The sequence below is a fragment of the Faecalibacterium sp. OF04-11AC genome, from assembly GCF_003460645.1.
GTDB lineage: Bacteria > Bacillota > Clostridia > Oscillospirales > Ruminococcaceae > Faecalibacterium > Faecalibacterium prausnitzii_I.
Genome location: NZ_QTVP01000005.1, coordinates 19,046 through 43,033, shown reverse-complemented (window position 1 = coordinate 43,033; position 23,988 = coordinate 19,046). Strand labels below are relative to the sequence as shown.

Sequence of the window (23,988 nt, the reverse complement as noted above, 5' to 3'; positions counted from 1 at the left end):
AGGAGAACTCCATGAATCGACCCAACAAGGAACGCTTTAAAACAAGTGTGGGCGGGCAGGCACTGATGGAAGGCATCATGATGCGGGGCCCAAGAAGATCTGCTGCGCCGTGCGCAAGCCGGACGGCACCATTGAGACCAAGCTGGAAGATACCCCTACCCACGGCATCTGGACAAAAATTCCTCTCGTGCGGGGCGCCATCTCGATGGTCGAAAGCCTCATCATGGGCTACCGCTACATGATGTACTCGGCACAGGTGAGCATGGGCGACGACTATGACGCCGAGGCCGAGGAATCTGCCTTTGAAAAATGGGTGGGCGACCATCTGGCAAAAAGGCCGAGGACTTTCTGCTGGCGGCGGCTGCCGTGGTGGGCGGCCTGTTTGCCATCCTGCTCTTTACCGTGCTGCCCACGGTGCTGGTCGGCGGGCTGAACCATCTTATCCCGCTGGGCCGCTGGGGCAAAGTCATCCTCGAAGCGGTGCTCAAGGTGGGCATCTTTCTGACCTATATGGTGGCCATCTCCAAGATGAAAGAGATCCACCGGGTGTTTGAGTACCACGGGGCCGAGCACAAGACCATCGCCTGCTATGAGGCGGGCGACCCGCTCACTGTGGAGAATGTGCGCAAGTACACCCGGTTCCACCCCCGCTGCGGCACCAGTTTCTTGATCCTGGTGGTCATCGTCAGCGTGTTTCTGTACAGTGTGCTGCCCTGGTCCAGCACCGGGCTGCGGGTGGTGTTCAAGCTGCTGCTCCTCCCGGTGGTCATGGGCATCAGCTATGAGCTGCTCAAGTGGTGTGGCCGCTCGGACAACATCGCCACCCGGATCATCCGACAGCCGGGTATCTGGGTGCAGCACCTGACCGTGTTTGAGCCGGACGACAGCATGATCGAAGTGGCCATTGCAGCCGTGACGCCCGTTCTGCCCGAGAACCCGGAGGACGGCAAATGGTAAACGCGGGAATGCAGCCCCGGGAGGCCCTGCGGGAGGTGGAAGCCCGCCTGACCGCCGCAGGCTGCCCGGATGCGGATTTTGACGCCGGGGAGCTGTTCCGGCTGGTGACAGGGCAGGACGCCCGGCTGGCGGACAGGCCCCTGACCGCGGAACAAGCCGCAAAGCTGGAAGCCCTGACGGCCCGGCGGGAGCAGCGGGAGCCGCTGCAATACCTTTGCGGCAGCTGGCCGTTCCTGGATTTTGAGCTGGCGGTGGGCCCCGGCGTGCTCTGCCCCCGGGCCGACACGGAGGTAGTGGCGGAAGCTGCCGCTCAGATGCTGGCAGGGGTACAAGCGCCCAAAGTGCTGGACCTCTGTGCCGGCACCGGCTGTCTGGGGCTGGGGGTCAAACGCTTCTGCCCGGAAGCGGACGTCACCTGCGTGGAAAAGAGCCCGGAGGCGTTCCGATACTTAAAGAAGAATGCCGTCTCGGCGCTGAAACAGGGGACGGCGCGGGCCGTGGAGGGGGACTTGTTCCACTACTGGCAAGGCCTGCCGGAGGGGGAGCTGGACCTCATCGTTTCCAACCCGCCCTACCTGACCGCCGCCGAGATGCAGCAATTGCAGCCCGAGGTGGCCCGGGAACCGGCCATGGCATTGGAAGCCGGGGAGGACGGGCTGGTATTTTACCGCGCCCTTGCGGAACACTACCAGAACGCCCTGCGGCCCGGCGGAGCGCTGGCGCTGGAGATCGGCTGGCAGCAGCGGGAAGCGGTAACTGCCCTGCTGGCGGCAAACGGCTGGGTGGACATCGCATGCCGCAAAGACTACGGCGGCAACGACCGGTGCATTCTGGCCCGGAGATCGTACCCATAAAATTGCAAAAAGAGAACAACTTCTTGTTGTAATATCCTGGATTTGTGGTATACTAAGAGAGAAATGAGAAGAAGCGCCCGTGTCCGACGGGCTTTGAGAGCAAAGGAGCAAATCTATGGCGAAAAATCAGAACACCGCGGTCGCTTCGGCCACCCAGAAGATCGAGCCGGGCGCAAAGAAAGACGCGCTGGCCACTGCCCTGGCCCAGATCGAAAAGCAGTTTGGCAAGGGCGCCATCATGAAGCTGGGCGACAACACCGCCATGCAGGTGGATGCCATCTCCACGGGCAGCCTGGGCCTGGACCTGGCGCTGGGCGTGGGCGGTGTGCCCCGCGGCCGTATCATCGAGGTGTTTGGACCGGAATCCAGTGGTAAGACCACGCTGGCCCTCCACATCCTGGCCGAAGCCCAGAAAAAGGGCGGCGAAGTGGCCTTTATCGACGTCGAGCACGCACTGGACCCGGCCTATGCCGAGGCACTGGGCGTGAACATCAACGAGCTGCTGGTCAGCCAGCCGGATACCGGCGAGCAGGCCATGGAGATCTGTGAGGCACTGGTGCGCTCCGGTGCCATCGACGCCATTGTGGTGGACTCGGTGGCCGCTATGGTCCCCCGTGCCGAGATCGAGGGCGAGATGGGCGACAGCCATGTGGGCCTGCAGGCCCGCCTGATGAGCCAGGCCATGCGCAAGCTGACCAGCGTCATCGGCAAGACCAACACGGTTTGCGTCTTCATCAACCAGCTGCGTGAAAAAGTGGGCATCGTCTACGGCAACCCCGAAGTCACCACGGGCGGCCGCGCGCTGAAATATTATTCCTCTGTCCGGATCGATATCCGCCGTGTGGAGGGCCTGAAAGATTCCTCCGGCCAGTTCATCGGCAACCACACCCGCGCCAAGATCGTCAAGAACAAGGTGGCCCCTCCGTTCCGTGAGGCCGAGTTCGACATCATGTTCGGCGAGGGAATCTCCAAGATGAGCGAGCTGATCGATGTGGGTGTCAAGCTGGGCATCGTGCAGAAGAGCGGCGCATGGTTCAACTATGGCGACATCCGCCTGGGCCAGGGCCGCGACAACGCAAAGCAGTTCCTCAAGGACAACCCTGAGATCGCCAACGACATCGAGGGCCAGATCCGTGCCAATGCCGATAAGCTCTATGCCACCCGCCGCCCGGTGAGCAAACCGGCCCCTGCCGCTGCTCCCGCCGAAAAGGCTGGCGAAGCCGCACCGGCCAAGGAGCCGGTGGTCAAGGCTCCCACCCGCAGCAGCGAGAGTGAGCTGGATATCATGGTGGAAGACTGATGTCTTTTGGCTATCAAAAGCGCCGTCCGCTGACGGAGGAGGAAAAATCCTCCGATGTGGCCAAGGCCCGTGCCCGGCACTGGAAACGCTGGCCGCGCAGGAAGTCTCCTCCGGCCAGCTGTATGAGCGGCTCTGCCGCCGCTTTACCGAGCAGGCCGCCGCCGAGGTGGTGGCGAGATGGTCCAGCGGGAGTATGTCAACGACGAACGCTACGCGGAGGCCCGGGCCCACAGCCTGCTGGCCGCCCGCAAGAGCCGCCGGGCCGCGGCCCGGAACCTGCGCCAGAAAGGCCTGAGCGCCCAGCAGGTAGCAGCAGCGCTGGAGGCGGTCTACGCCCCGGATGAAGAGGGCGAAGACCCGGAACTTTCCGCCGCCGTGGCGCTGGTGGAGAGCCGCTACCGCCCGAAGCTTGCCATGGGCCGGCGCGACTTGGTCGTGGCGGCCCTGCAGCGGCGCGGTTTTGCGTATGCGGTCGTGAAAGAAGCCATCAAGAGAGTAGAAGAAGAATAACCCCCAACTAGGAAAGAGAGTATTATCCCCTATGAAAATTGCGTGTATTTCCCTTGGCTGCCCCAAAACCAGGTCGATCTGGACGGCATGGTGCATATCCTGCTGTCGGCGGGCCACGAGACGGTGGCCGACCTGGGCGAGGCCGATGTGATCCTGGTCAACACCTGCGGCTTCATTGAGAGCGCCAAGACCGAAGCCATCGAGAATATCCTCGAGGCCTGTTCCTACAAGCAGGCAAACCCCAACCTGAAAGTCATTGTGACCGGCTGCCTGGCGGAGCGCTACCGCAGCCAGATCGAGGAGGAGATCCCTGAGGTGGACGCCGTGGTGGGCTGTGCCTCCAACAAGGCCATTGATTCCATCGTGGCACGGCTTTTCAACGGTGAGGATCATCTGGAAAGCTACGGCCTCAAGAAAGATTTCCCGCTGGGCGGCAAGCGCGTCATCGGCACGCCTGCCCACTATGCGTACTTAAAGATCGCCGAGGGCTGCAACAACCGCTGCCACTACTGCGCCATCCCCGCCATCCGCGGCCCGCTGCGCAGCCGTGACATGGCCGACTGTGTGGCCGAGGCCCGCTGGCTGGCCGGTGAGGGCGTGAAAGAACTCATCATCGTGGCCCAGGACCCCACTGCCTACGGTGAGGACTGGGGCAAGCCGGGCAGCATCTGTGAGCTGCTGGACAAGCTGAACAAGATCAACGGCATTGAGTGGATCCGCATTATGTACGCTTACCCGGAGCGGATCACCGATGACTTCATCGCCGCCATGAAGCGGAATGAGAAAGTACTACCCTACCTCGACCTGCCCATCCAGCACTGCAACGATGTCATCCTCAAGAACATGAACCGCCGCTCCAACCGGGCAGAGCTGCTGGAGGTCATTGGAAAACTGCGCCGCGAGATCCCCGGCATCACCCTGCGCACCACCCTGATCGCGGGCTTCCCCGGCGAGACGGAGGAGCAGTTTGAGGATCTGTGCAACTTCGTCAAAGAGGTCCGCTTCGACCGTCTGGGCTGCTTTGCCTACTCGGCAGAGGAGAACACCGTGGCCGCCAGGATGGAGAACCAGATCGAGCAGGAGGTCAAGGAGCGCCGGGCCGAGCTCGTCATGCAGATCCAGACCGGCATCATGGCCCAGAAGCAGGCCGAGAAAGTGGGCCAGACCGTCCACGTCCTCTGTGATGGCATCGACGAGGAAAACGGCCTCTACCTCTGCCGCACGGCAGGCGATGCCCCCGAGGTGGACGGCAATGTCTGCGTCTCCAGCGAGGAGCCGTTGTATCCGGGCGAGTTTTATGATATCCTTGTAGAGGACAGTGATCTTTACGATCTGTATGGCACTGTCGTAAAATAATGAATTGGAGGATTTTTTTATGAATCTGCCCAACAAACTGACCCTGACCCGCATTATTCTGGTCCCGGTTTTCATGATTTTTGTCTCGCTGAGTCAGTACATGACCCCGAGCTATAATCCGCGGTGGTATCTCATTGCAGGCATCATTTTTGCGGTGGCCAGCTTCACCGATTACCTGGACGGCCATCTGGCCCGCAAGTGCACATGGTGACCGACTTTGGCAAGTTTGCCGACCCGCTGGCCGACAAGCTGCTGACCACCGTGGCGTTCCTCTACATGATGCGGGACGGCGTGTGCAGCCCTGTGGTGCTCTGCATCATCCTGGCCCGGGAGTTTGCCGTCTCCGGCCTGCGGATGGTGGCGGCCGGTGCCAAGGACGGCAAGGTGATCGCCGCCAACATGTGGGGCAAGGTGAAGACCGTGCTCCAGATGATCACCATCATCTTCTATTACTTCACGGTCGCCCTGACCGGGAATGTGCTGGGCCAGACCTGCGCTTCCATTGCCCACTGGCTGTGCTGGCTGGTGGCAGTGGTCACGGCCGTTTCCGGCATCAAGTACCTGTGGGACAACCGCAGCTTCATCAACACGGCAAAATAAGATGAAAGAAAAGCTCTGGGCGTTCTGCCGCAAGCTCATCTCGCTGGCGCTGAACCTTTCCATCATCTACATGGAGACCATTGCCATGCCCATCAGCTGGGATTATGGCCATGAGCTGGTCTTTACCATGTACACGGAGCTGTCCAATATGTTCAACATGGCGGTCTGTGCGCTGGTGGCCCTGTGCCAGCTGCTCGATCTTTTCACCGGGCGGGAGCTGCCCCGCTGGGTCAAACAGCTCAAGTTCTGGTCCACCAGCTGCCTGGCTATGACGTTCCTGACGGTGGTGTTCATTCTGGCCCCCATGTATGAGGACGGAAATGGCTGGTACATCATGCTGTTTACGGGCTCCATGCTCTACCACCACTTCCTCAACCCGGTGGTGGCCATGGTGTCGTTCCTGCTGTTTGAGCGGGAGCCCCGGCTGCCGCTGGCCAGTGTGCCGCTGGCGCTGGTGCCTACCATCGTCTATGGCGTCTACGACCTGTGGGGCAACATCACGGGCCGCATCGACGGGCCCTACCCCTTTATGCGGGTATACGACCAAACCATTCAGGAGAGCCTGATGTGGTTTGCCATCATCCTGGGCACCAACCTCCTGTATGCCTTTGTGCTCTGGTGGCTGGGCGGAAACGGCAAAAAACACCGCAAAAAAGGCCCGAAACTGGAATTTGTGGGCTGAAAATTACTCTATGTAACAAAAAAGCGGGTGCATCGCAAGATGCACTCGCTTTTTGTATCCGGAAATCAGAGGAGCGGGATACCGGCCTTTTCGCAGGCGGAACGGGTCTCCGCGTCCCAGACGCTGGCCTGGACTTCGCCGATATGGACGCTGCCCAGCAGCAGCATGCACAGGCGGCTCTGGCCGATGCCGCCGCCGATGGTGTAGGGCAGCTCGCCTGCCAGCACTGCCTTGTGGAACGGCAGGGCCCGGCGGTCATCGCAGCCAGCCATGGTCAGCTGACGGTCCATGCTCTCGGGGCTGACGCGAATGCCCATGCTGCTCAGCTCATAGCTGCACTGCAGCGGCTCGTTCCAGAACAGCAGGTCGCCGTTCAGATCCCAGTCGTCATAGTCGGGGGCACGGCCATCATGGGGCTTGCCGCTCTTGAGCGGGGCACCGATCTTCATGAGGAACGTGGTGCCGTTTTCCTTGACAAACGCGTTCTCCCGCTCTTTCGGGGTCAGGTCCGGGTACTTGTCTTCCAGCTCCTGGGTGGTGATGAACATGACATTGGGGGTGTGCAGGGGCAGGTCCTGCAGCTGGGGGAACATGGCGTGGAGGTTCATCTCGGTGGCGCAGACAGCGGACACGATGGAGCGAACCACGTTTTTCAGATACGCCTCGGTGCGGTCCTCCTCCCGGATGACCTTTTCCCAGTCCCACTGGTCCACATAGACGGAGTGGAGGTTGTCCAGGTCCTCGTCCCGGCGGATGGCGTTCATATCACAGTACAGGCCCTTGCCCACCCGGAAACCATAATCCTTGAGGGCCTTGCGCTTCCACTTTGCCAGCGACTGGACCACCTGTGCTTCAATGCCACCGTCTTTCATATCGAAGGTGACTTTCCGCTCGACGCCGTTCAGGTCGTCGTTCAGGCCGGTAGAGGCCTCCACGAAGAGCGGCGCGGACACGCGGTAGAGATTCAGCGTGGCGCACAGGGTGTCGGCAAACAGCCGCTTCACCGTGCCAATGGCGCGCTGGGTGTCGTACAGGTTCAGCGCGGGCGTGTAGTTTGCGGGAATGATCGTTTTGCTCATAAGGAACCCCCTCTTTTTGCGCTCCCGGCAGCCGAGTGCCGCCCGGGCAGCAGCTTTCCCTTTAATAAAGTAAATTATGGCACAAGTTGCAGACGATGTAAAGGGGAATGGGCGAAAAAACCCTGCCGCCTTGACTTCCACTTGGCTCCCCGCTATAATAAAACCTGTAAAAGGACAAATGCGTTTACCCGGGCAGAGTAGCGCGGCATCCGTCTGTGCAGAGAGAACAGGCCATTGGCTGGGAGCCTGTTTGCAGGCCGCTGTGTAAAGTGCGCCCGGGCAGCACGCTGTGGGAAAATGCAGTATCACAGCGCGGCAGGCCGCCGTTACCGGCTTTGAGCGACAAACCGGAGTGGAACCGCGATTCAGAAACGAACCGCCTCTGTTGCTGTGCTGTAGGGCACGGCAGCAGGGGCTTTTGTTTTTCCGCGGCTCTGGGTTGTCCCACAAAAAGGAGTATGTCATCATGCAGATCTTTAACACCCTGACCCGCCAGAAAGAAGAGTTCGTGCCGCAGGTGCCGGGCGAGTACCGCATCTATGTCTGCGGCCCCACCGTTTACAACTATATCCACATCGGCAATGCCCGCCCGCTGATCGTGTTTGACACCCTGCGCCGCTACCTGGAGTACCGAGGCAACAAGGTCCTCTACGTTTCCAACATTACGGATATCGACGACAAGCTCATCAAAAAGGGCCAGGAAGAGGGCACTTCCATGAAAGAAGTGGCCCAGCGCTTTGAGGCCGAGTACCTCAAGGACGCCGCCGGCCTCAACTGCAAAAAGCCCACCGTCCAGCCCCGCGCCACCGAGCACATCCAGCAGATCCTCGATATCGTCAAGGACCTGATCGACTCCGGCCACGCTTACATTGCCAAGAACGGCGATGTCTATTTCCGCGTCAAGAGCGACCCCGAGTACGGCAAACTGAGCCACCTGAAGCTGGACGATCTGGAGAGCGGTAACCGGGAGCTGCGCAGCCAGATGGACGATGACCTGAAAGAAGACCCGGCGGACTTTGCCGTCTGGAAAGCAGCCAAGCCCGGTGAGCCTGCCTGGGAGAGCCCCTACGGCATGGGCCGTCCGGCTGGCACATTGAGTGCAGCGCCATGAGCCGCACCCACCTGGGCAAGACCATTGACCTCCACTGCGGCGGTCAGGACCTGATTTTCCCCCACCACGAGAACGAGATCGCCCAGAGCGAGTGCGCCAACGGCTGCACCTTTGCCCGCTACTGGATGCACAATGGCTTCATCAATGTGGACAACCAGAAGATGTCCAAGAGCCTGCACAACTTCTTCACCGTGCGGGATGTGGCCAACCTCTATGGCTACGAGCCCATCCGTTACTTCATGCTGACGGCCGGCTACCGGATGCCGCTGAACTACACCGTGGACCTCATTGAGAGCTGCAAGAACAGCCTGGAGCGCCTGTACACCTGCCGTGAGAATCTGGATTTTGCCCTGAGCAAGAGCGAGTTCGGTACCGACGAGACCCTGACTGTCAAGGCGGAAGAGGCCCGCAAGAAGTTCTGCACCGCGATGGACGACGACCTGAACACTCCCGATGCACTGGCTGCTGTGTTTGATCTGGTCAAGGAGATCAACACCCTGTCCGCAGCCTCCAGCAAAAAGGCATTGGAAGCTGCTGCCGCTGCCTTTGATGAGATCACCGGTGTGCTGGGCCTGATGTACAACCGCAAAAAGGACGAGGTGCCCGCAGAGGTGACCGAGCTGGTGGAACAGCGTGCTGCCGCCAAGAAAGCCAAGGACTGGGCGACCGCTGACGCCATCCGTGCACGGCTGACCGAGATGGGCTGGGCGGTCAAGGATACCGCACAGGGCCCGCAGCTGTCCAAACTGTAAGAAAAAGAAGAACAATTTTTCTCTGACCCGCTGATTTTCCCGCCAGCGGGTCTTTTTGTGGGAAAGACTGGACGAACCTGCCACAAAGTGGAAAAATAATGGAAAGCCGCGGATTTTGGGAAAATTTGTTTACTTTTGGCGGCAAAGAGGCGTATAATAAAAAATATCTATGGATACAGAGGAGCCCGCGCATGGAATCCGCGGGAGATTGTGAGAAAATCAGAATGAAGCGTTTTTTCAAACGAATCACTGCACTGGCCAGCGCCGCGGCACTGACGTTGAGCCTGGCTGCCTGCGGGGGCAGCGCGGTGTCCGGACCGAAGAACACGGCACCGACGAACGCCAAGCCGGTGACCATTACGGTATGGAGCTACTACAACGGCGACCAGCTGGAAACATTCAGCAAGCTGGTGGATGAGTTCAACGCCACGGTGGGCAAGGAGCAGAACATCACGGTGGAAGCTTCCAGCCAGGGCAGCGTCAACGATCTGGAGACCAATGTGCTGGCCGCAGCGAGGGCAAGGTGGGGGCTGCAGAAATGCCCAATATCTTCTCCGCTTATGCCGACACCTGCTATGCCGTGGACCAGATGGGCCTTGTGGCTGACCTGAGCGGCTACCTGACCGACGAGGAAAAGGCGGCGTTCCCGGAGAGCTATCTCACCGAGGGCGACTTTGACGACAACGGCACCATCAAATTTTCCCGGTGGCAAAATCCACCGAGCTGCTGTTCCTCAATGACACCGATTGGCAGGCCTTTGCGGCGGCCACAGGGGCAAAGTATGAGGACCTTTCCACCATGGAGGGCCTTGTAGCCACCGCCGGAAAATACTACGACTGGACCGACGCCCGGACGGAAGTCCCGGACGACGGCAAGGCGTTGTTTGGCCGCGACGCCATGGCAAACTACATGCTCATTGGTGCCAAGGAACTGGGCAGCACCATCTTTACCGTGGAAAACGGCAAGATGACCGTGAACCTGACCGAGGATGTGGCCCGGAAGCTGTGGGAGAACTACTATGTCCCCTTTGTCAAGGGCTGGTTTGCGGGCGAGGGCCGTTTCCGCAGTGACGACATCAAGACCGGCAATGTGCTGGCCTATGTGGGCTCCAACTCCAGCGCCACCTTTTTCCCCAAGCAGGTGCAGGTGAGCGACACCGAGAGCCACGATATCAGCCTGAAAGTGCTGCCCAACCCCGCGTTTGCCGGAAGCGAAGAGGTGGCTGTCCAGCAGGGCGCCGGCATGGTGGTGACCAAGAGCACCCCGGAGGAAGAAGCCGCCTGTGTCACATTCCTCAAGTGGTTCACCCAGCCGGAAAATAACATCCAGTTTGCCGTGGGCTCCGGTTACCTGCCCGTGACCCACGCGGCCGACGACATGACCGCTATCGAGAACAGCGGCCTGGATCTGACCGACTCCATGAAAGACATCCTGGCAAACGCCATTGACGCGGTGGAAAACCACGAGCTCTACACCCCCAAGCCCTTTGAGGGCGGCACGGATGCCCGCAAGGTGCTGGAATACAGCATGTCGGACCTGGCCAGCGCGGACCGCGCGGCGGTGGAAGAGCAGATCGCAGCCGGGGTGAGCGCTGCCGAAGCCGAGGCTCTCTACTTGACTGACGAGTATTTTGAGAACTGGTATCAATCTCTCTGCACCGAACTGAGTGCTTACGAGGCTGATGCCCGATCATGGAGCGGAAAGGAGGGGAAAACAGGGGTGAAAAAAGAGACAGCGTATCAAAGGCGGGGCTGCTCGATCTTTTGCAAGATCCTGCGCTCCCTGCTGCTGGTGCTTCTGGCAGAAATGCTGCTGCTGATCTTTGCCATCAGCACCAGCCGGGTGACCAGCCAGCTGAATGAGAACGCCGAGGATATTCTCGACAAGCAGGTGGAGAACCGCGCCAATTACCTGCGCCAGAACCTGATCCAGGCGCAGGACCTCAATGCCATCAGCGGTACCATTGACCGCGTGACGCGGGACTGGTGGACCAGGGCATCGTGGCTCTGAACACGCTGGATACCTCCAGTGAGGAAGCCCTGCCGCTGCTCCAGGCCATTGTCCCGGAGCTGGTGAGCACCCTGCGGACAAAGCCTGTCAATGGCATCTTTGTCATTCTGAGCACTCACGACCTGAACTACCGGGCCGATGACAGCTATCTGCCCGGCCTTTACATCCGCGACCTGGACCCCAGTGCTCTTTCCACCGACCGGAACGCCGACCTGCTGGCAGAACGGGGCCCCGCAACAGCGTTTACCCCGCTGGGCATCTCCACGGATAAGGGCTGGTCTCCGGCCATGCCATACCAGCCGGGCGGGAAAACCAGCTTTTACAAGGAATCGTTCCAGATCGCCTATACCTCCGAGAGCAAGCTTTCTGCGGATGACTATGGCCGCTGGACTCCTGCAACGTTCCGCCTGAAAGGGGACGACCGGGACGCGCTGGCCTATGTGCAGCCCCTCATCCTGGACGACGGCACCGTGTACGGTGTGGTGGGCGTGGAGCTGCTGACCAGCTACCTGACCACCCAGCTGCCCAGCAATGAGCTGCAGAACATGGATCACGGCACCTATCTGCTGGCGACGACCGATGCAGACTTAAAACGGGATGACGTCATCAACGTCCGAACCGCATTCCTCACGGGGGAGGATGCCGACAAGAATATGCCCCAGACCCTTACGCTGCACCGGGATGGAATGGACTGGAAGTTCTGGCTGGATGGAGAGGAGCAGTACGCGACGCTCCAGCAGCTGGAGCTTTACAGCCGGAACGCACCGTTCTCCGGCGAGGCGTGGCTGCTGATCGGGACCGTGGCCCAAAATGACCTCTATCTGTTCTCTCATTCCGTCCGCAACCTGCTGGTCATGGCGGCGCTCCTGACCGCGGTGGTGGGCCTGGGGTGCAGTGTTGCGGTGGCACGCCAGCTGGCAAAACCGGTGGCGCAGCTCTCCAATGAGCTGGCCCGGGCCCAGAATGACCATGTCAGCGTGCCGGAGTTCTCCCGCACGGGCATCCGGGAGCTGGACCAGTTTGCAAGCGCCATCGTCCAGCTGAGCCGGGAAAACGAGGAGGTGACGGCGCTGGAGCGCCGCCGCATCAAGCACGAGCGCGATTACGATATCCTGACGGGCCTGTACAACCGTCAGGCATTCCAGCGGGTGTGCGAGAACCTGTTTGCCAAGCCGGAAACGCTGGGCCACGCCGCCCTGCTTATGACCGACCTGGACAACCTGAAAACCATCAACGACACCTATGGCCACGACTGGGGCGACCAGTACCTCCGCCAGACGGGCCGCTGCCTGGCGGCCAGTACCCCGCCGGGCACCCTCTCTGCCCGCCTCTCGGGCGATGAGTTCATGCTGCTGCTCTACGGATACGACAGCCGGGACGCCGTGCGGGAAGAGCTGGAAAAGCTGCGCGCGGCCCTGCAGGACAGCGCTTCCATCCTGCCCAGCGGCAGCGAGCTGCATATCAGCATCTCGGGCGGTGTGGCCTGGTACCCGGAGGACAGCACGGATTTCAATACCCTGAAAAAGTACGCTGATTTTGCCATGTATCAGGTCAAGCATTCCCGCAAGGGCGAGATGAAAGAGTTTGACATCGGCATGTACAATCAGGAAGCCTACGCCATGCAGACCCGCAACGAGTTTGAGCAGATGCTGCGGGATCAGGCGGTGAGCTACCATTTCCAGCCGATTTTCTCGGCCCGCAATGGCCGGGCCATCGCCTATGAGGCCCTGATGCGGCCGGAGATGCCCACCCTGCGCTCGCCCCTTACCGTGATGAAGCTGGCGCGGGAGCTGAACCGCCTGTACGACATCGAGCACATTACCCTGTTCAAGGCCTCCAGCGCCTTTGAAAAGCTGAAAGAGCGCGGCCTCATCCGGGAAGACAGCCTGCTCTTTATCAACTCCATTGCCAGTGTCAGCCTGAACGACACCGACTGGCGGGATTACCGCGGCCGTTTCTCGGAACTGGCCCGGAAGCTGGTGGTGGAGATCACCGAGGAAGAGGAACTGGACACTGCCCAGCTGGAACGGAAGCGCACGGTACTCGGGGCGTCCGGGACCTTTGCGCTGGACGATTACGGCAGCGGCTACAGCAACGGCAGCAGCCTGCTGACCATAGCCCCCCGCTATGTCAAGGTGGATATCTCCATTATCCGCAGCATTGATACCAACACGGACAAGCAGCAGTTCCTCACCAGCCTGGTGGACTACGCGCGGCCCCGGAACATTCTGGTGCTGGCCGAGGGTGTGGAGACCACGGCCGAGCTGCGCAAGGTGCTGGAGCTGGGCGTGGACCTGCTGCAGGGCTACTGTCTGGCCCGCCCGGCAGCGATCCCGCCGCCGCTGTCCAAGGAAGCCGCGGACATCATCCGCCGGATGAAACGATGCTGAACCAAAACGCAAACGCCCCCTGTCTGGATGGACAGAGGGCGTTTGCGTTATACAACAAACAGCACATCACGCGCGGTGATGTGCTGTGATCCGATCCGGGTTTAGTGGATCAGCTACAAAGAGCGGGCAGAGGACGGCAGTGAGGACACCGGCCACGGCGATGGAAAGGCCGCTCATGGCGCCCTCCACTTCGCCCATCTGGAGGGCCTTGCTGGTGCCCACGGCATGGGCTGAGGTGCCGATGCCCACGCCCTTGGCGATGGGGTCGGTGATATGGAACCACTTGCAGACGGACTCGGCCAGTAGGTTGCCTGCAATGCCCGTCAGGATCACGATGGCACCCGTCAGGGCTGCAATGCCGCCAAGCTCAGCCGCCACGTCCATGCTGATGGCCGTGGTGACGGATTTGGGCAGGAGGGTGGCGTACTGCTCCCGGGTCAAGCCCAGCGCCAGCGCCAGGGCCAGTGCACTGCCCAGGCTGACCAGCGTGCCCACCGAGATGCCCGCAATGATGGCGGCGGCGTTCTCCTTGAGCAGATCCCACTTTTCATAGAGGGGAATGGCCAGGCTGATGGTGGCAGGCAACAGCAGGTAGTTGACCGGGGAAGCGCTGGCCTTGTAATCCGCATAAGGGATGTTCAGCACGCTGAGCAGGATGATAACAAAGATGCTGCCCAGCAGCAGCGGGTTGAAAATGGCCTTGCCCGTTGCCCTATTGATAAGAGTCCCCAGCGCAAAGGCGGCCAGCGTGAGCATTACACCCCAGGCGGCCGAGCCGGAAAGAAATCCGTTTAAAAGCTCAGTCATGGGCGGCCTCCTTATTTTTGCGGCGGCTGGTCAGAGCCTGGGTGGTGCGGCCGGCAGAGGCCAGCACCAGCACCGTGACGGGCACGATGGCAATGATGATAGGCAGCAGCATGTTGCCCATCTCTGCCCAGAGCTCCATGACACCGGCCGCGGCGGGAACGAAGAGCAGCGGGAAGATGCCCGTGAGGAACAGGCCCACTTCCTTGACCTGCTCCAGCTTGACGATGCCAAGCCGCAGGGCCAGCAGCAGTAAGATCAGGCCGTAGACGCTGGCCGGGATGGGCAGCGGCAGAACGGCGTACAGGATCTCGCCCAGAAAACAAAATGCAAGGATGCGTGCAAATTGAAACAGATACTTCGTAACAAAATCCCCCTTTGGGTCTTGGTGCAATTTGGGCCGCTGCCCATGCGGCAGCAGTAACTAAGGTAAGAGTATAGCGTAAAATCCAGGGAGGTGCAACGGTAATATCCGCCAAGAATTGTTGCTCTTTTGCTGTAAAACTGGGTAAAACAAAAAGCGGGACGCATCGGTGGTCAAGCGATGTGTCCCGTTTTTGTTTTCTTGCTTTTGCAAAGAGCGCCGTACCAAAAGCGCACCTCGCCGCGCGGAGCATACAGAGCAAACCATAAAAGCTGTATGCATCCAGAAAAAGAGAGAATGGAATGGAGGAATTTGCTTCCTTTTCGGGGGCCTTGCAGGGGGCCACCGCAGCCTTGGTTAGATTTAACTAACCTTGCCGTGACAAAAGGATATCATAGTTTGTCATGACTGTCAACCCCTGATTTGAAATTTTTTCGGAAAATTTTTGAGGGCAGAAAATCCTCGATTTTCCTCTTGCTTTTTATAAGAATGCTTGCTATTATAGTACCAGGCTGCCGGGAGCAGACGCATTGTCCTGCGTTTTGACAGCCACACAAAAGGCGCCGCAGAAGATGGGCGCCTCCCCCAGAACATGCCCCCGAAAGCCGCAGAGAAAGTGCGGTTTTTTCAAGGCAGAATAGTTAGATGATGCTAACCAATGGAAGGAGCAAGGAGGTTCCAATGATCAATTTTGAAGAGTGGGAAGGCTTTGAGGGCCGTATCTGGAAAGAGGAAGTCAACGTCCGCGACTTTATCCAGAAGAACTACACCCCGTACGATGGCGACGAGTCTTTCCTAGCTGGCCCCACGGAGGCTACCAATAAGCTGTGGGGTACCCTGCAGAAGCTGCAAAAAGAAGAGCGCGCCAAGGGCGGCGTGCTGGATATGGAGACGGAAGTGGTCAGCAGCCTGACCGCTTACGGCCCTGGCTACATCGATGAGAGCCTGAAAGACCTGGAGCAGATCGTCGGCCTGCAGACCGACAAGCCTCTGAAGCGCGCCTTTATGCCCTACGGCGGCATCAAGATGGCAGAGCAGGCCTGCACCACCTACGGCTACCAGCCCAGCGAGGAGCTGCACAAGATCTTTACCGATTACACCCGCACCCACAACCAGGCTGTCTTTGACGCTTACACCCCGGAGATGAAGAAAGCACGCCACACCCACATCATCACCGGCCTGCCCGACACCTACGGCCGCGCCGTATCGTGGGCGACTACCGCCGTGTGGCCCTGTATGGCATCGACGCCCTGATCCGGTTCAAGCAGGAAGATTTTGACAACTGCGGCGACGGCACCATGACCGATGACGTCATCCGCCTGCGGGAGGAGATCGCCCGCCAGATCAGCGCCCTCAAGGGGATGAAGAAGATGGCCGAGCCTACGGCTACGACATCTCCCAGCCCGCCAAGAACGCAAAAGAGGCCTGCCAGTGGCTGTACTTCGGCTACCTGGCCGCCATTAAGACTCAGAACGGCGCAGCTATGAGCGTGGGCCGCATCTCCACGTTCCTGGATATCTATATCCAGCGCGATCTGGACAACGGCACCCTGACCGAGAGCCAGGCACAGGAGCTCATCGACCACATGGTCATGAAGTTCCGGATGGTCAAGTTTGCCCGTATCCCCAGCTACAACCAGCTGTTCTCCGGCGACCCCGTCTGGGCAACGCTGGAAGTGGGCGGCATCGGTATGGATGGCCGCAGCATGGTCACCAAGAACTGCTACCGCTTCCTCCACACGCTGGAGAACATGGGCCCCGCTCCGGAGCCCAACCTGACCGTGCTGTACTCCTCCGCCCTGCCGGAGAACTTCAAGAAGTACGCCGCCAAGGTGTCCATCAACACCAGCTCGGTCCAGTACGAGAACGACGACGTCATGAAGCCCGTCTGGGGCGATGACTACTCCATCTGCTGCTGCGTGTCCGCCACCCAGACCGGCAAGGAGATGCAGTTCTTTGGTGCACGCGCCAACCTGGCAAAGTGCCTGCTGTACGCCATCAACGGCGGTGTGGATGAGAAGAGCCACGAGCAGTGCGGCCCCAACTACGCCCCCATCACCGGCGAGTATCTGAACTATGACGAGGTGCTGCCCAAGTATGTCCAGATGCTGGACTGGCTGGCCGGCCTGTACGTCAACGTGCTGAACCTGATCCAGTATATGCACGATAAATATTACTATGAGGAAGCCGAGATGGCGCTCATCGACACCGATGTCCGCCGCACCTTTGCCACCGGCATTGCGGGCTTCTCCCATGTCATCGACTCTCTGAGCGCCATCAAGTACGCCAAGGTCAAGGTGGTGCGTGATGAGAACGGTCTGGCCACCGGCTTTGAAGTGGAAGGCGACTTCCCCAAGTACGGCAACGACGATGACCGTGCGGACGAAATCGGTGTCTGGCTGCTGAAGACTTTCCTCGAGATGATCAAGAAGCGCCACACCTACCGCAACTCCGAGGCGACCACCTCCATCCTGACCATCACTTCCAACGTGGTCTACGGCAAGTACACCGGCGCTCTGCCCGATGGCCGTGCCGCCTTTACCCCGTTTGCACCGGGTGCCAACCCCAGCTACGGTGCGGAGCAGAACGGCCTGCTGGCCTCTCTGAACTCCGTGGCCAAGCTGCCCTACCACTGGGCACTGGACGGCATCTCCAACACCCAGACCATCAACCCCGATGCGCTGGGCCACAGCGAGGGCGAGCGTGTGGAGAACCTGGTGCAGGTCATGGACGGCTACTTCGATCAGGGCGCGCACCACCTCAACGTCAACGTCTTTGGCAAGGAGAAGCTGCTGGACGCCATGGAGCACCCCGAGAAAGAGGAGTATGCAAACTTCACCATCCGCGTCTCCGGCTATGCGGTCAAGTTCATTGACCTGACCCGTGAGCAGCAGATGGACGTCATCTCTCGTACCTGCCATGCCGCTCTGTAACCTGATCGGCCACGTCCACTCGCTGGAGTCTTTCGGCTCGGTGGACGGGCCTGGTGTGCGGTTCGTGGTGTTTTTGCAGGGCTGCGCGCTCCGCTGCAAATACTGCCACAACCCCGAGACCTGGGCCTGTGAGGGAGGCGAAGAGTATACTCCGGAAGAATTATTCCAGAAAGTATACCGCTACCGGAACTACTGGGGCAAAAAAGGCGGCGTGACCGTCAGCGGCGGCGAGCCGCTGCGCCAGATGGAGTTTCTGACCGCGTTCTTTCAGCTGGCCCGCAAAAAGGGCGTCCACACCGCGCTGGACACCGCCGGGCAGCCGTTCCGCCCCGAGGACCCGGAGTATCTCGCCGCGTTCGACACCCTGATGGCCTCCACCAGTCTGGTGATATTAGACCTGAAAGAGATCGACCCCGAAAAGCACCGCCAGCTCACGGGCAAAGACAATGCCAACATCCTTGCCATGGCAAGGCATGTCTCGGACTTGGGCGTCCCGCTCTGGATCCGCCATGTGCTGGTGCCCGGCCTGACCGACGACGAAGAGGGTCTGCGCAGGACCGCGGACTTCATCGCGTCCCTCAAGACCGTGCAGCGGGTGGAGGTGCTGCCCTACCACACGCTGGGGCTTTTCAAATGGGAAAAGCTCGGCATCCCGTACCCCCTGCCCGATGCGGTCCCGCCCACAGCGGAACAGGTCAAGCGGGCAGAGGAACTGCTGGAAGTAAGCAAGTACCCCGGCTGAAAAAATAAATAAAACAACAACCCCCTTTCGAGTTAACCTCGAAAGGGGGTTGTTGTTTAGCAACTCTTTCGATAACCCAGCAGCGCTCCCACCTGATTGGCTTCGTTGTGGAAGCGGCAGGGGACGATGGCCGGGCGGGGCAGGCTGCGGGCCTGCTCCTCGCTGTAGGGGTGGCCGATGATAATTTCCTGCTCGTAGATGTCGTTCAGCATCCGGAGCAGCAGGGGCTGGCGGCTGATGCCGCCGCCGATGGCGACTACTTCCAGATCCAGCAGGACGGTCAGATTGTAGATCTGGATATCAATGGCTTTGCAGAGGCGGTGGAGCACTTCCAGTGCCTCCGGTTCCCCGGCGTTGGCGGCTTCAAAAAAGATCCGGCCGTTGAGCGGGGCGTCCTCCGGCAAATTTTTACGGGCGCGGTACCAACGCAGCAGGTTGGTCACGCTGCACTGCAGCGCCACTGTCTTATCGCCGTTGCGCCAGTCATCTGCATTGGTGTGGAGGTAGCTGTACTCTCCAGCCGTGCAGTGGATGCCCCGCACCAGCTGACCGTTGATGACCAGGCCGCCGCCCACGCCGGTGCCGATGATGAAAACCGCCCCGTTGGTGCAGCCTTTCAGGGCGCCCTGCTGCAGTTCTGCAATGGCGGCAGCCTTGCCGTCGTTTTCCAGGAAGACACGGCAGCCGCAGCGCTGGGCCAGCCGGGGCCCTACAGGAGTGCCGATGTTGTAGAGAAGGGAGGGTGCCCCGCCGCCCCGCACGACGCCATGCTCGGCATCAATGAAGCCGGGCAGGCTCATGGCAATGCCGTCCACCTCCGCCGCGTGGGGGCGATAGAGCGCCTCCAGCGTGGCGAGAAAGTGCTCCTGCGTGTCGTCCGGGGTGGGGACGCTGCCCGCGTCTTCCCGGTGGAACTGCTCATCCATGACGGAGTATTTGATCTCGGTACCGCCTACATCAAAGACCATAACTTTCATATCTGCTGCCCCCAATCTGATGTTGATTCCATTATGGCAGAAAAAGGGGAAAAGGTCAACAAATAAAAAGCCCGCACTGCGGCAAAGCAAAGCGCAGCGCGGGAACGTGGATAGCGTTTTAAATTTTAGCGGGCGACCACATACTTGTGCAGGGTCTTGCGGACTGCGCCGTTGCCAGCGTACAGCTCCTTGACCATGCCCTCGATCTTCTCGCCCAGGCCGACAGCGTACAGGTCCACGCCGAAGACATCGGCACGGCTGTACAGCTTCTTCAGGCAGCTGAAGTCCTGCTCGCCCTCTTTGACTTCCAGAGGAGCGACGATGGCCTGCAGCTCTGCCAGCAGCGGATCGGGAGAGATCTCAAACGGCTTGCCGTTGTCGTCCACACCCTTGAGGTAGCGGGCGTAACCAGCCAGCACCAGCGGGATCAGCACCAGATTGCTCTTGTCCAGACCGCGGGCCTCGTAAGCCTTGATGGTCTCGCCAAAGCGGATGGCCAGCTTCTGAGAGGTATCGGTTGCGATACGCTGGGGAGCGTCCGGCATGAACGGGTTGGGCAGACGGCGGTTGATGACAGCGCCGATGAACTCATAGGGGTTCAGGACACCCGGATCGACGACGACGGGCATTGCCTCGATGTAGCCGATCTTCTGGATGAAGCTGCGCAGGTCCTCGTCCGCCATCTCAGCAGAGATGAGGGTGTAATCCAGCATGCAGCCATAGATGGACATGGCAGTGTGCAGCGGGTTGAGGCAGGTGCAGACTTTCATCTTCTCGATCTTGTCCACCGTCTCACGGTCGCAGTACAGCACGCCGCCCAGCTCCAGCGGGGGACGACCATTGGTGTAGTGATCCTCGATGCAGAGGTACTGGGTCTCCTCGGCGTTGACAAAGGGAGCGGTAAAGGTGTGCTTCTCGGTGACGATGGTGTAGTTGTCCTCAAAGCCGTCGTCTGCCAGCATCTTCTGCACCTTGGCATCCGGGCGCGGGGTGATCTTATCGATCATGCTCCAGGGGAACGTGATCTTGGTCTCGTCCTGCACATAAGCCAGGAACTCAGCGGGCACCAGGCCCTGCTCTGCCCACTTGGAAGCGTAAGCCAGAACCGCGTTCTTGACCTTGTCGCCGTTGTGAGAGCAGTTGTCCATGCTCTGGACGGTCAGGGGCAGCTTGCCAGCCTTGAAGCGCTCATACAGCAGAGCGGTGACCTTGCCCATGGCCAGCACGGGGGTCAGGCCGCGCTCCAGGTCAGCCGGAGCAACGCCGTAGCCCTTTTCGGTGATGGTGAAAGAGATCATCTGCAGGCTGGGGTTCTGGAAGATCTCCACCAGACGCGCCCAGTCAGCGCCGAAAGAGTAATCGGCTTTCAGGCTCTCGGTGACGGAAGCGATGACTTTCTTCTCGATGTCGCCGGTAGACTTCAGGCAGACCAGCAGGCTGAGGTTATCGTAGGGCTGGTAAGCCTTGTCGATGATCTCGTAGTCAAAGCTCTCGGCCACGATGACGCCGCGGTCATACTTGCCGCTGTTCAGAGCCTCGTTGAGGATGGCAGCCGGGAAAGCGCGGAAGATGTTGCCGGCACCAAAGTGCACCCAGGTGGGTTCTGCATGGGTCTTGGCCTTGACAGCCTCGACATCAAACTTGGGCAGCTCGTAGCCTTTTTCCGCCCACTCAGCGGACAGATTGCCGTTCTTAATATCAGACAGCTTCATTGTAATCAGCCTTTCTTTTTCTCTTCATCCAGACGGTCCAGCAGATCCCAGACGCCCAGCATGTACTGGATGCCCAGGGCACGGTCATACTTGCCGTAGCCGGGGCGGCAGTTGCCGGGGCCCTCTTCCCACAGCTGACGGCCGTGGTCGGGGCGGATGTAGCCCTCAAAGCCGCAGTCATGGTAGGCGCGCAGGATCTCGATGATGCCGGTCTCGCCGCAGCAGTCGCGGTGAGCAGCCTCGGAGAAATCGCCGTTGGGGAAGTGGTGGATGTTGCGGATGTGAGCAAACGCGATGCGGTCGCAGTGCTTGCGCACGATCTCCGCCACGTTGTTGTTGGGGTTGGCGTTCAGGCTGCCGGAGCACAGGGTCAGGCAGTTGTACTCGTCGTCCACCATGCTCAGGAAGCGGTCGATGCTCTCAGCATCCACCAGCAGGCGGGGCAGGCCGAAGATATCCCAAGGGGGATCGTCCATGTGGATGGCCATTTTGATGTCGCACTCGCGGCAGGTGGGCATCAGTGCTTCCAGGAAGTACTTCAGGTTCTCCCACAGCTTCTCCTTGGTGACAGGAGCGTAAGCCTTGAACAGATCGTCCAGCTTGGCCATACGCTCCGGCTCCCAGCCGGGGAACGTCATGTGGTACTTCTCGGTGAAGCCGAGGATGTAATCGGCCATGGCCTTGTAGTCATCCTGGATCATGTCTTTCTGGTAGAACAGGGCCGTAGAACCATCCCCGATGGGGTGGAACAGGTCGGTACGGGTCCAGTCAAAGATGGGCATAAAGTTGTAGCAGATGACCTTGACACCGAACTTGGACAGGTTGCGGATGCACTGCTTGTAGTTCTCGATGTACTTGTCGCGGGTGGGCAGGCCGATCTTGATGTCGTCGTGGACGTTGACAGACTCAACAACGTCCATATCAAAGCCGTAAGCGTGGATCTGATCGGCGACTTTCTGGATCTCGTCGATCTCCCAGATCTCGCCGGGCATCTTGTTGTGCAGCGCCCAGACGATGCTGGTCACGCCAGGGATCTGCTTGATGTCGCTGAGGGTGATGGGATCGTTGCCCTCACCATACCAGCGCCAACCCATTTTCATAGGCATAGTGGAATCCTCCTTGTGTGGCTATGCGGTGTTGCTTTGCTTTCTCACACCCTTGGCGGAACGCCATGGTGCATTCTCATCAATATTCTAATATATCAGTTGAGACTTGACAATTGACATTTTGACTTTTTTTAGAGTTTTTTCTTGTATACTTTAGACAAAAAAGACGACTGAAATGGATTTTGCATCCATTTTCAGTCGTCTTTGTGTAAATTTTAACGTTATTTTACTCTTCCGTGAAGTAATCCGGGTGGCGCTGACGGGCCTGCTCCACACTGAGCTTGTAGCGGTTGAGGTGGTCGGACAGAGCCCGGCTCACATCCTCCTCCGAGCCGTGGAGCACGGCTTCCAGGATGCGGGTGTGGGCGGCGCAGACGGATTTGTTCTCGTCGGTCTGGAGGCTGAACTTGCGCAGCCGCTCAATGTGCTGGAACGTGGAGAGCATGTGGTCAAAATGTTCCTCCATGCCGCACAGAGTAAAAGCCATCCGGTGGAACGCGTTGTCCAGATCCAGCATCCGGGTCTCCCGGAGCTCGGCCCCGGGCTCCCGCTCCAGCTGGCGGTAGCTCTCGATATTAAAGCGGTAGGCCTCCTCCTGTTCCGGGGTCAGGGTGCCGCGGATGCGGTTGAGCATCTCTTTTTCCAGCGTGAAGCGGGAAAACTGCTCCATCTCCATCAGCTTGAGGTCGATGGGGGCCACATGGGTGCCGCTCTGGGGTTTGATCGTGACCATGTGCGCGATGTTGAGCATGATGAGCGCCTCCCGCATGGGGGTGCGGCTGATGCCCAGCTCCTGGGCCAGCTCCCGGTCGTTCAGCTCGTCGCCGGGTTTGAGCTCCATTGTAATGATCCGGCCCCGGATGGTCTCGTAAGCCACTTCGCGTGCACTCCGTACTGCCATGGCGTTTCTCTCCCCTCGGTAATATATCAGTTTGCTTTTTTCAATTGTACCCGGGCGGAAACGCTTCGTCAAGAGGAATGCAGGGAAAAGTTGCACAGTCTTTACATTCCTTTTTTGGGCTTCCGGTACAGTACCGGTACCCACACGGCCACCAGCGCCAGACCGCAGACCACGTCCACGATGGAATGCTGTTTTGTGAAGACCGTGGAGGCGCAGATGAGCAGCGCCCAGCCCCAGGCCAGCACTTTCAGGCCGGGGCGGTCTTGGGCCAGCTTGCTGCGGGAGAACGCCAGCGCCATGCAGCCGGAGCTCTGGCAGTGGATGGAGGGGCAGACGTTGACGGAAGCGTCCGCGTTCCAGAGCAGCTGCATGATCCGCATGGCGATGTTGTCCCGGCCAATGGCCTCCGCCGTGGGGCGGATGTCCAGGCCGTTGGGCAACACCATATATAAAATGAGGCAGAACGTCATGCCCGAGAACATCATCAGGCAGAGCTTGTCATAGCTGGCGGTGTCGTACCACCAGAGCAGGGCCGTGACGCCCGCCAGCAGGAAGAACCAGCTGCAGTAGGGGAAGACAAACCACTCGCAGAACGGGATGAGGTCGTCCAGCGGGGCGTGGATGATGTATTTGGGATTTTTGATGGTCAGATCGAGCCAGAAAAACCAGACCAGGTAAACCACCCAGTAGAGCTGGAACCAGAGGTGCGGCTTCAGTTTTGTGCGCAAAAGGTTGGATCGCATGTGTTTTCTCCTATAATTTTTATGAATGGACGCTTTATTTTACCACAAAGCGTCGGCTTGCGCAAATCCATTTCCTGTTATAGAATAGGGGGGAAAAGAGAAGAGC

At 59.7% G+C, this 23,988-nt stretch carries 16 protein-coding genes and 5 pseudogenes; 13 read left to right on the top strand and 8 right to left on the bottom strand.

Features of this window, described 5'->3' with window-relative positions:
* Nucleotides 1-11 precede the first annotated feature (11 nt).
* From DXA70_RS03760 to DXA70_RS03730, 7 genes and pseudogenes are all read left to right on the top strand, one after another.
* A pseudogene (locus tag DXA70_RS03760) lies at nucleotides 12-957 on the top strand (DUF1385 domain-containing protein).
* Complete coding sequence (gene prmC / locus DXA70_RS03755; protein WP_128117665.1) at nucleotides 951-1,811, top strand: peptide chain release factor N(5)-glutamine methyltransferase; 861 nt, start codon at nucleotides 951-953, stop codon at nucleotides 1,809-1,811. Before DXA70_RS03760 ends, prmC begins: the two are co-directional and overlap by 7 nt.
* A gap of 115 nt (nucleotides 1,812-1,926) precedes the next feature.
* Nucleotides 1,927-3,111: a recombinase RecA gene (recA, locus tag DXA70_RS03750; protein WP_022257054.1), complete on the top strand. Its 1,185-nt coding sequence runs from the start codon at nucleotides 1,927-1,929 to the stop codon at nucleotides 3,109-3,111.
* Nucleotides 3,112-3,288: 177 nt separating this feature from the next.
* Nucleotides 3,289-3,621 carry a RecX family transcriptional regulator gene (locus DXA70_RS03745; RefSeq protein ID WP_243001065.1) on the top strand — a complete coding sequence of 111 codons (333 nt, stop codon included), beginning with the start codon at nucleotides 3,289-3,291 and terminating at the stop codon, nucleotides 3,619-3,621.
* 31 nt (nucleotides 3,622-3,652) lie between these two features.
* Nucleotides 3,653-4,977 (top strand): annotated as a pseudogene (rimO, locus tag DXA70_RS03740) (30S ribosomal protein S12 methylthiotransferase RimO).
* Between the two features lie 19 nt (nucleotides 4,978-4,996).
* Nucleotides 4,997-5,577, top strand: a pseudogene (gene pgsA / locus DXA70_RS03735) (CDP-diacylglycerol--glycerol-3-phosphate 3-phosphatidyltransferase).
* Nucleotide 5,578: 1 nt separating this feature from the next.
* On the top strand, nucleotides 5,579-6,259 hold the full coding sequence (locus DXA70_RS03730) for a hypothetical protein (protein WP_128117664.1): 681 nt from the start codon (nucleotides 5,579-5,581) through the stop codon (nucleotides 6,257-6,259).
* 65 nt (nucleotides 6,260-6,324) lie between these two features.
* On the opposite strand, the gene asnA is transcribed toward DXA70_RS03730, so the two are convergent.
* Nucleotides 6,325-7,338: an aspartate--ammonia ligase gene (asnA, locus tag DXA70_RS03725; RefSeq protein ID WP_128117663.1), complete on the bottom strand. Its 1,014-nt coding sequence runs from the start codon at nucleotides 7,336-7,338 to the stop codon at nucleotides 6,325-6,327.
* A 466-nt stretch (nucleotides 7,339-7,804) separates the two neighbouring features.
* Here asnA and cysS point away from each other — a divergent pair.
* From cysS to DXA70_RS03710, 4 genes and pseudogenes are all read left to right on the top strand, one after another.
* Nucleotides 7,805-9,201: pseudogene (gene cysS, locus DXA70_RS03720) on the top strand (cysteine--tRNA ligase).
* 224 nt (nucleotides 9,202-9,425) lie between these two features.
* Nucleotides 9,426-9,812 carry a hypothetical protein gene (locus DXA70_RS14085; RefSeq protein ID WP_243001064.1) on the top strand — a complete coding sequence of 129 codons (387 nt, stop codon included), beginning with the start codon at nucleotides 9,426-9,428 and terminating at the stop codon, nucleotides 9,810-9,812.
* A gap of 94 nt (nucleotides 9,813-9,906) precedes the next feature.
* Nucleotides 9,907-11,211: an extracellular solute-binding protein gene (locus tag DXA70_RS14080; RefSeq protein ID WP_243001062.1), complete on the top strand. Its 1,305-nt coding sequence runs from the start codon at nucleotides 9,907-9,909 to the stop codon at nucleotides 11,209-11,211.
* Nucleotides 11,187-13,601: an EAL domain-containing protein gene (locus DXA70_RS03710; protein ID WP_243001060.1), complete on the top strand. Its 2,415-nt coding sequence runs from the start codon at nucleotides 11,187-11,189 to the stop codon at nucleotides 13,599-13,601. Before DXA70_RS14080 ends, DXA70_RS03710 begins: the two co-directional genes overlap by 25 nt.
* Before the next feature lie 66 nt (nucleotides 13,602-13,667).
* On the opposite strand, the gene DXA70_RS03705 is transcribed toward DXA70_RS03710, so the two are convergent.
* On the bottom strand, nucleotides 13,668-14,408 hold the full coding sequence (locus DXA70_RS03705) for an LrgB family protein (protein ID WP_128117662.1): 741 nt from the start codon (nucleotides 14,406-14,408) through the stop codon (nucleotides 13,668-13,670).
* On the bottom strand, nucleotides 14,401-14,799 hold the full coding sequence (locus DXA70_RS03700) for a CidA/LrgA family protein (RefSeq protein WP_128117661.1): 399 nt from the start codon (nucleotides 14,797-14,799) through the stop codon (nucleotides 14,401-14,403). Before DXA70_RS03700 ends, DXA70_RS03705 begins: the two co-directional genes overlap by 8 nt.
* Nucleotides 14,800-15,450: 651 nt before the next feature.
* Here DXA70_RS03700 and pflB point away from each other — a divergent pair.
* Nucleotides 15,451-17,701 (top strand): annotated as a pseudogene (gene pflB / locus DXA70_RS03695) (formate C-acetyltransferase).
* Entirely contained in the window at nucleotides 17,688-18,443 is a 756-nt protein-coding gene (gene pflA / locus DXA70_RS03690) for a pyruvate formate-lyase-activating protein (RefSeq protein ID WP_128117660.1), read from the top strand. The pseudogene pflB and the gene pflA overlap by 14 nt, the downstream one beginning before the upstream one ends.
* Before the next feature lie 56 nt (nucleotides 18,444-18,499).
* Here pflA and DXA70_RS03685 read toward each other — a convergent pair whose 3' ends face one another.
* The 5 genes from DXA70_RS03685 to DXA70_RS03665 form a co-directional block, all read right to left on the bottom strand.
* Nucleotides 18,500-19,420 carry an ROK family protein gene (locus tag DXA70_RS03685; protein ID WP_128117659.1) on the bottom strand — a complete coding sequence of 307 codons (921 nt, stop codon included), beginning with the start codon at nucleotides 19,418-19,420 and terminating at the stop codon, nucleotides 18,500-18,502.
* 125 nt (nucleotides 19,421-19,545) lie between these two features.
* Complete coding sequence (locus tag DXA70_RS03680; protein WP_128117658.1) at nucleotides 19,546-21,132, bottom strand: mannitol dehydrogenase family protein; 1,587 nt, start codon at nucleotides 21,130-21,132, stop codon at nucleotides 19,546-19,548.
* Between the two features lie 5 nt (nucleotides 21,133-21,137).
* Nucleotides 21,138-22,238 (bottom strand): mannonate dehydratase, encoded by a 1,101-nt coding sequence (uxuA, locus tag DXA70_RS03675; RefSeq protein WP_128117657.1) that lies wholly within the window; start codon nucleotides 22,236-22,238, stop codon nucleotides 21,138-21,140.
* Nucleotides 22,239-22,464: 226 nt separating this feature from the next.
* Nucleotides 22,465-23,139: a GntR family transcriptional regulator gene (locus tag DXA70_RS03670; protein WP_128117656.1), complete on the bottom strand. Its 675-nt coding sequence runs from the start codon at nucleotides 23,137-23,139 to the stop codon at nucleotides 22,465-22,467.
* Nucleotides 23,140-23,240: 101 nt separating this feature from the next.
* The gene (locus DXA70_RS03665) at nucleotides 23,241-23,882 is read right to left on the bottom strand and encodes a phosphatase PAP2 family protein (protein ID WP_128117655.1); all 642 of its coding nucleotides are present in this window, start codon (nucleotides 23,880-23,882) and stop codon (nucleotides 23,241-23,243) included.
* Nucleotides 23,883-23,988: the final 106 nt, after the last annotated feature.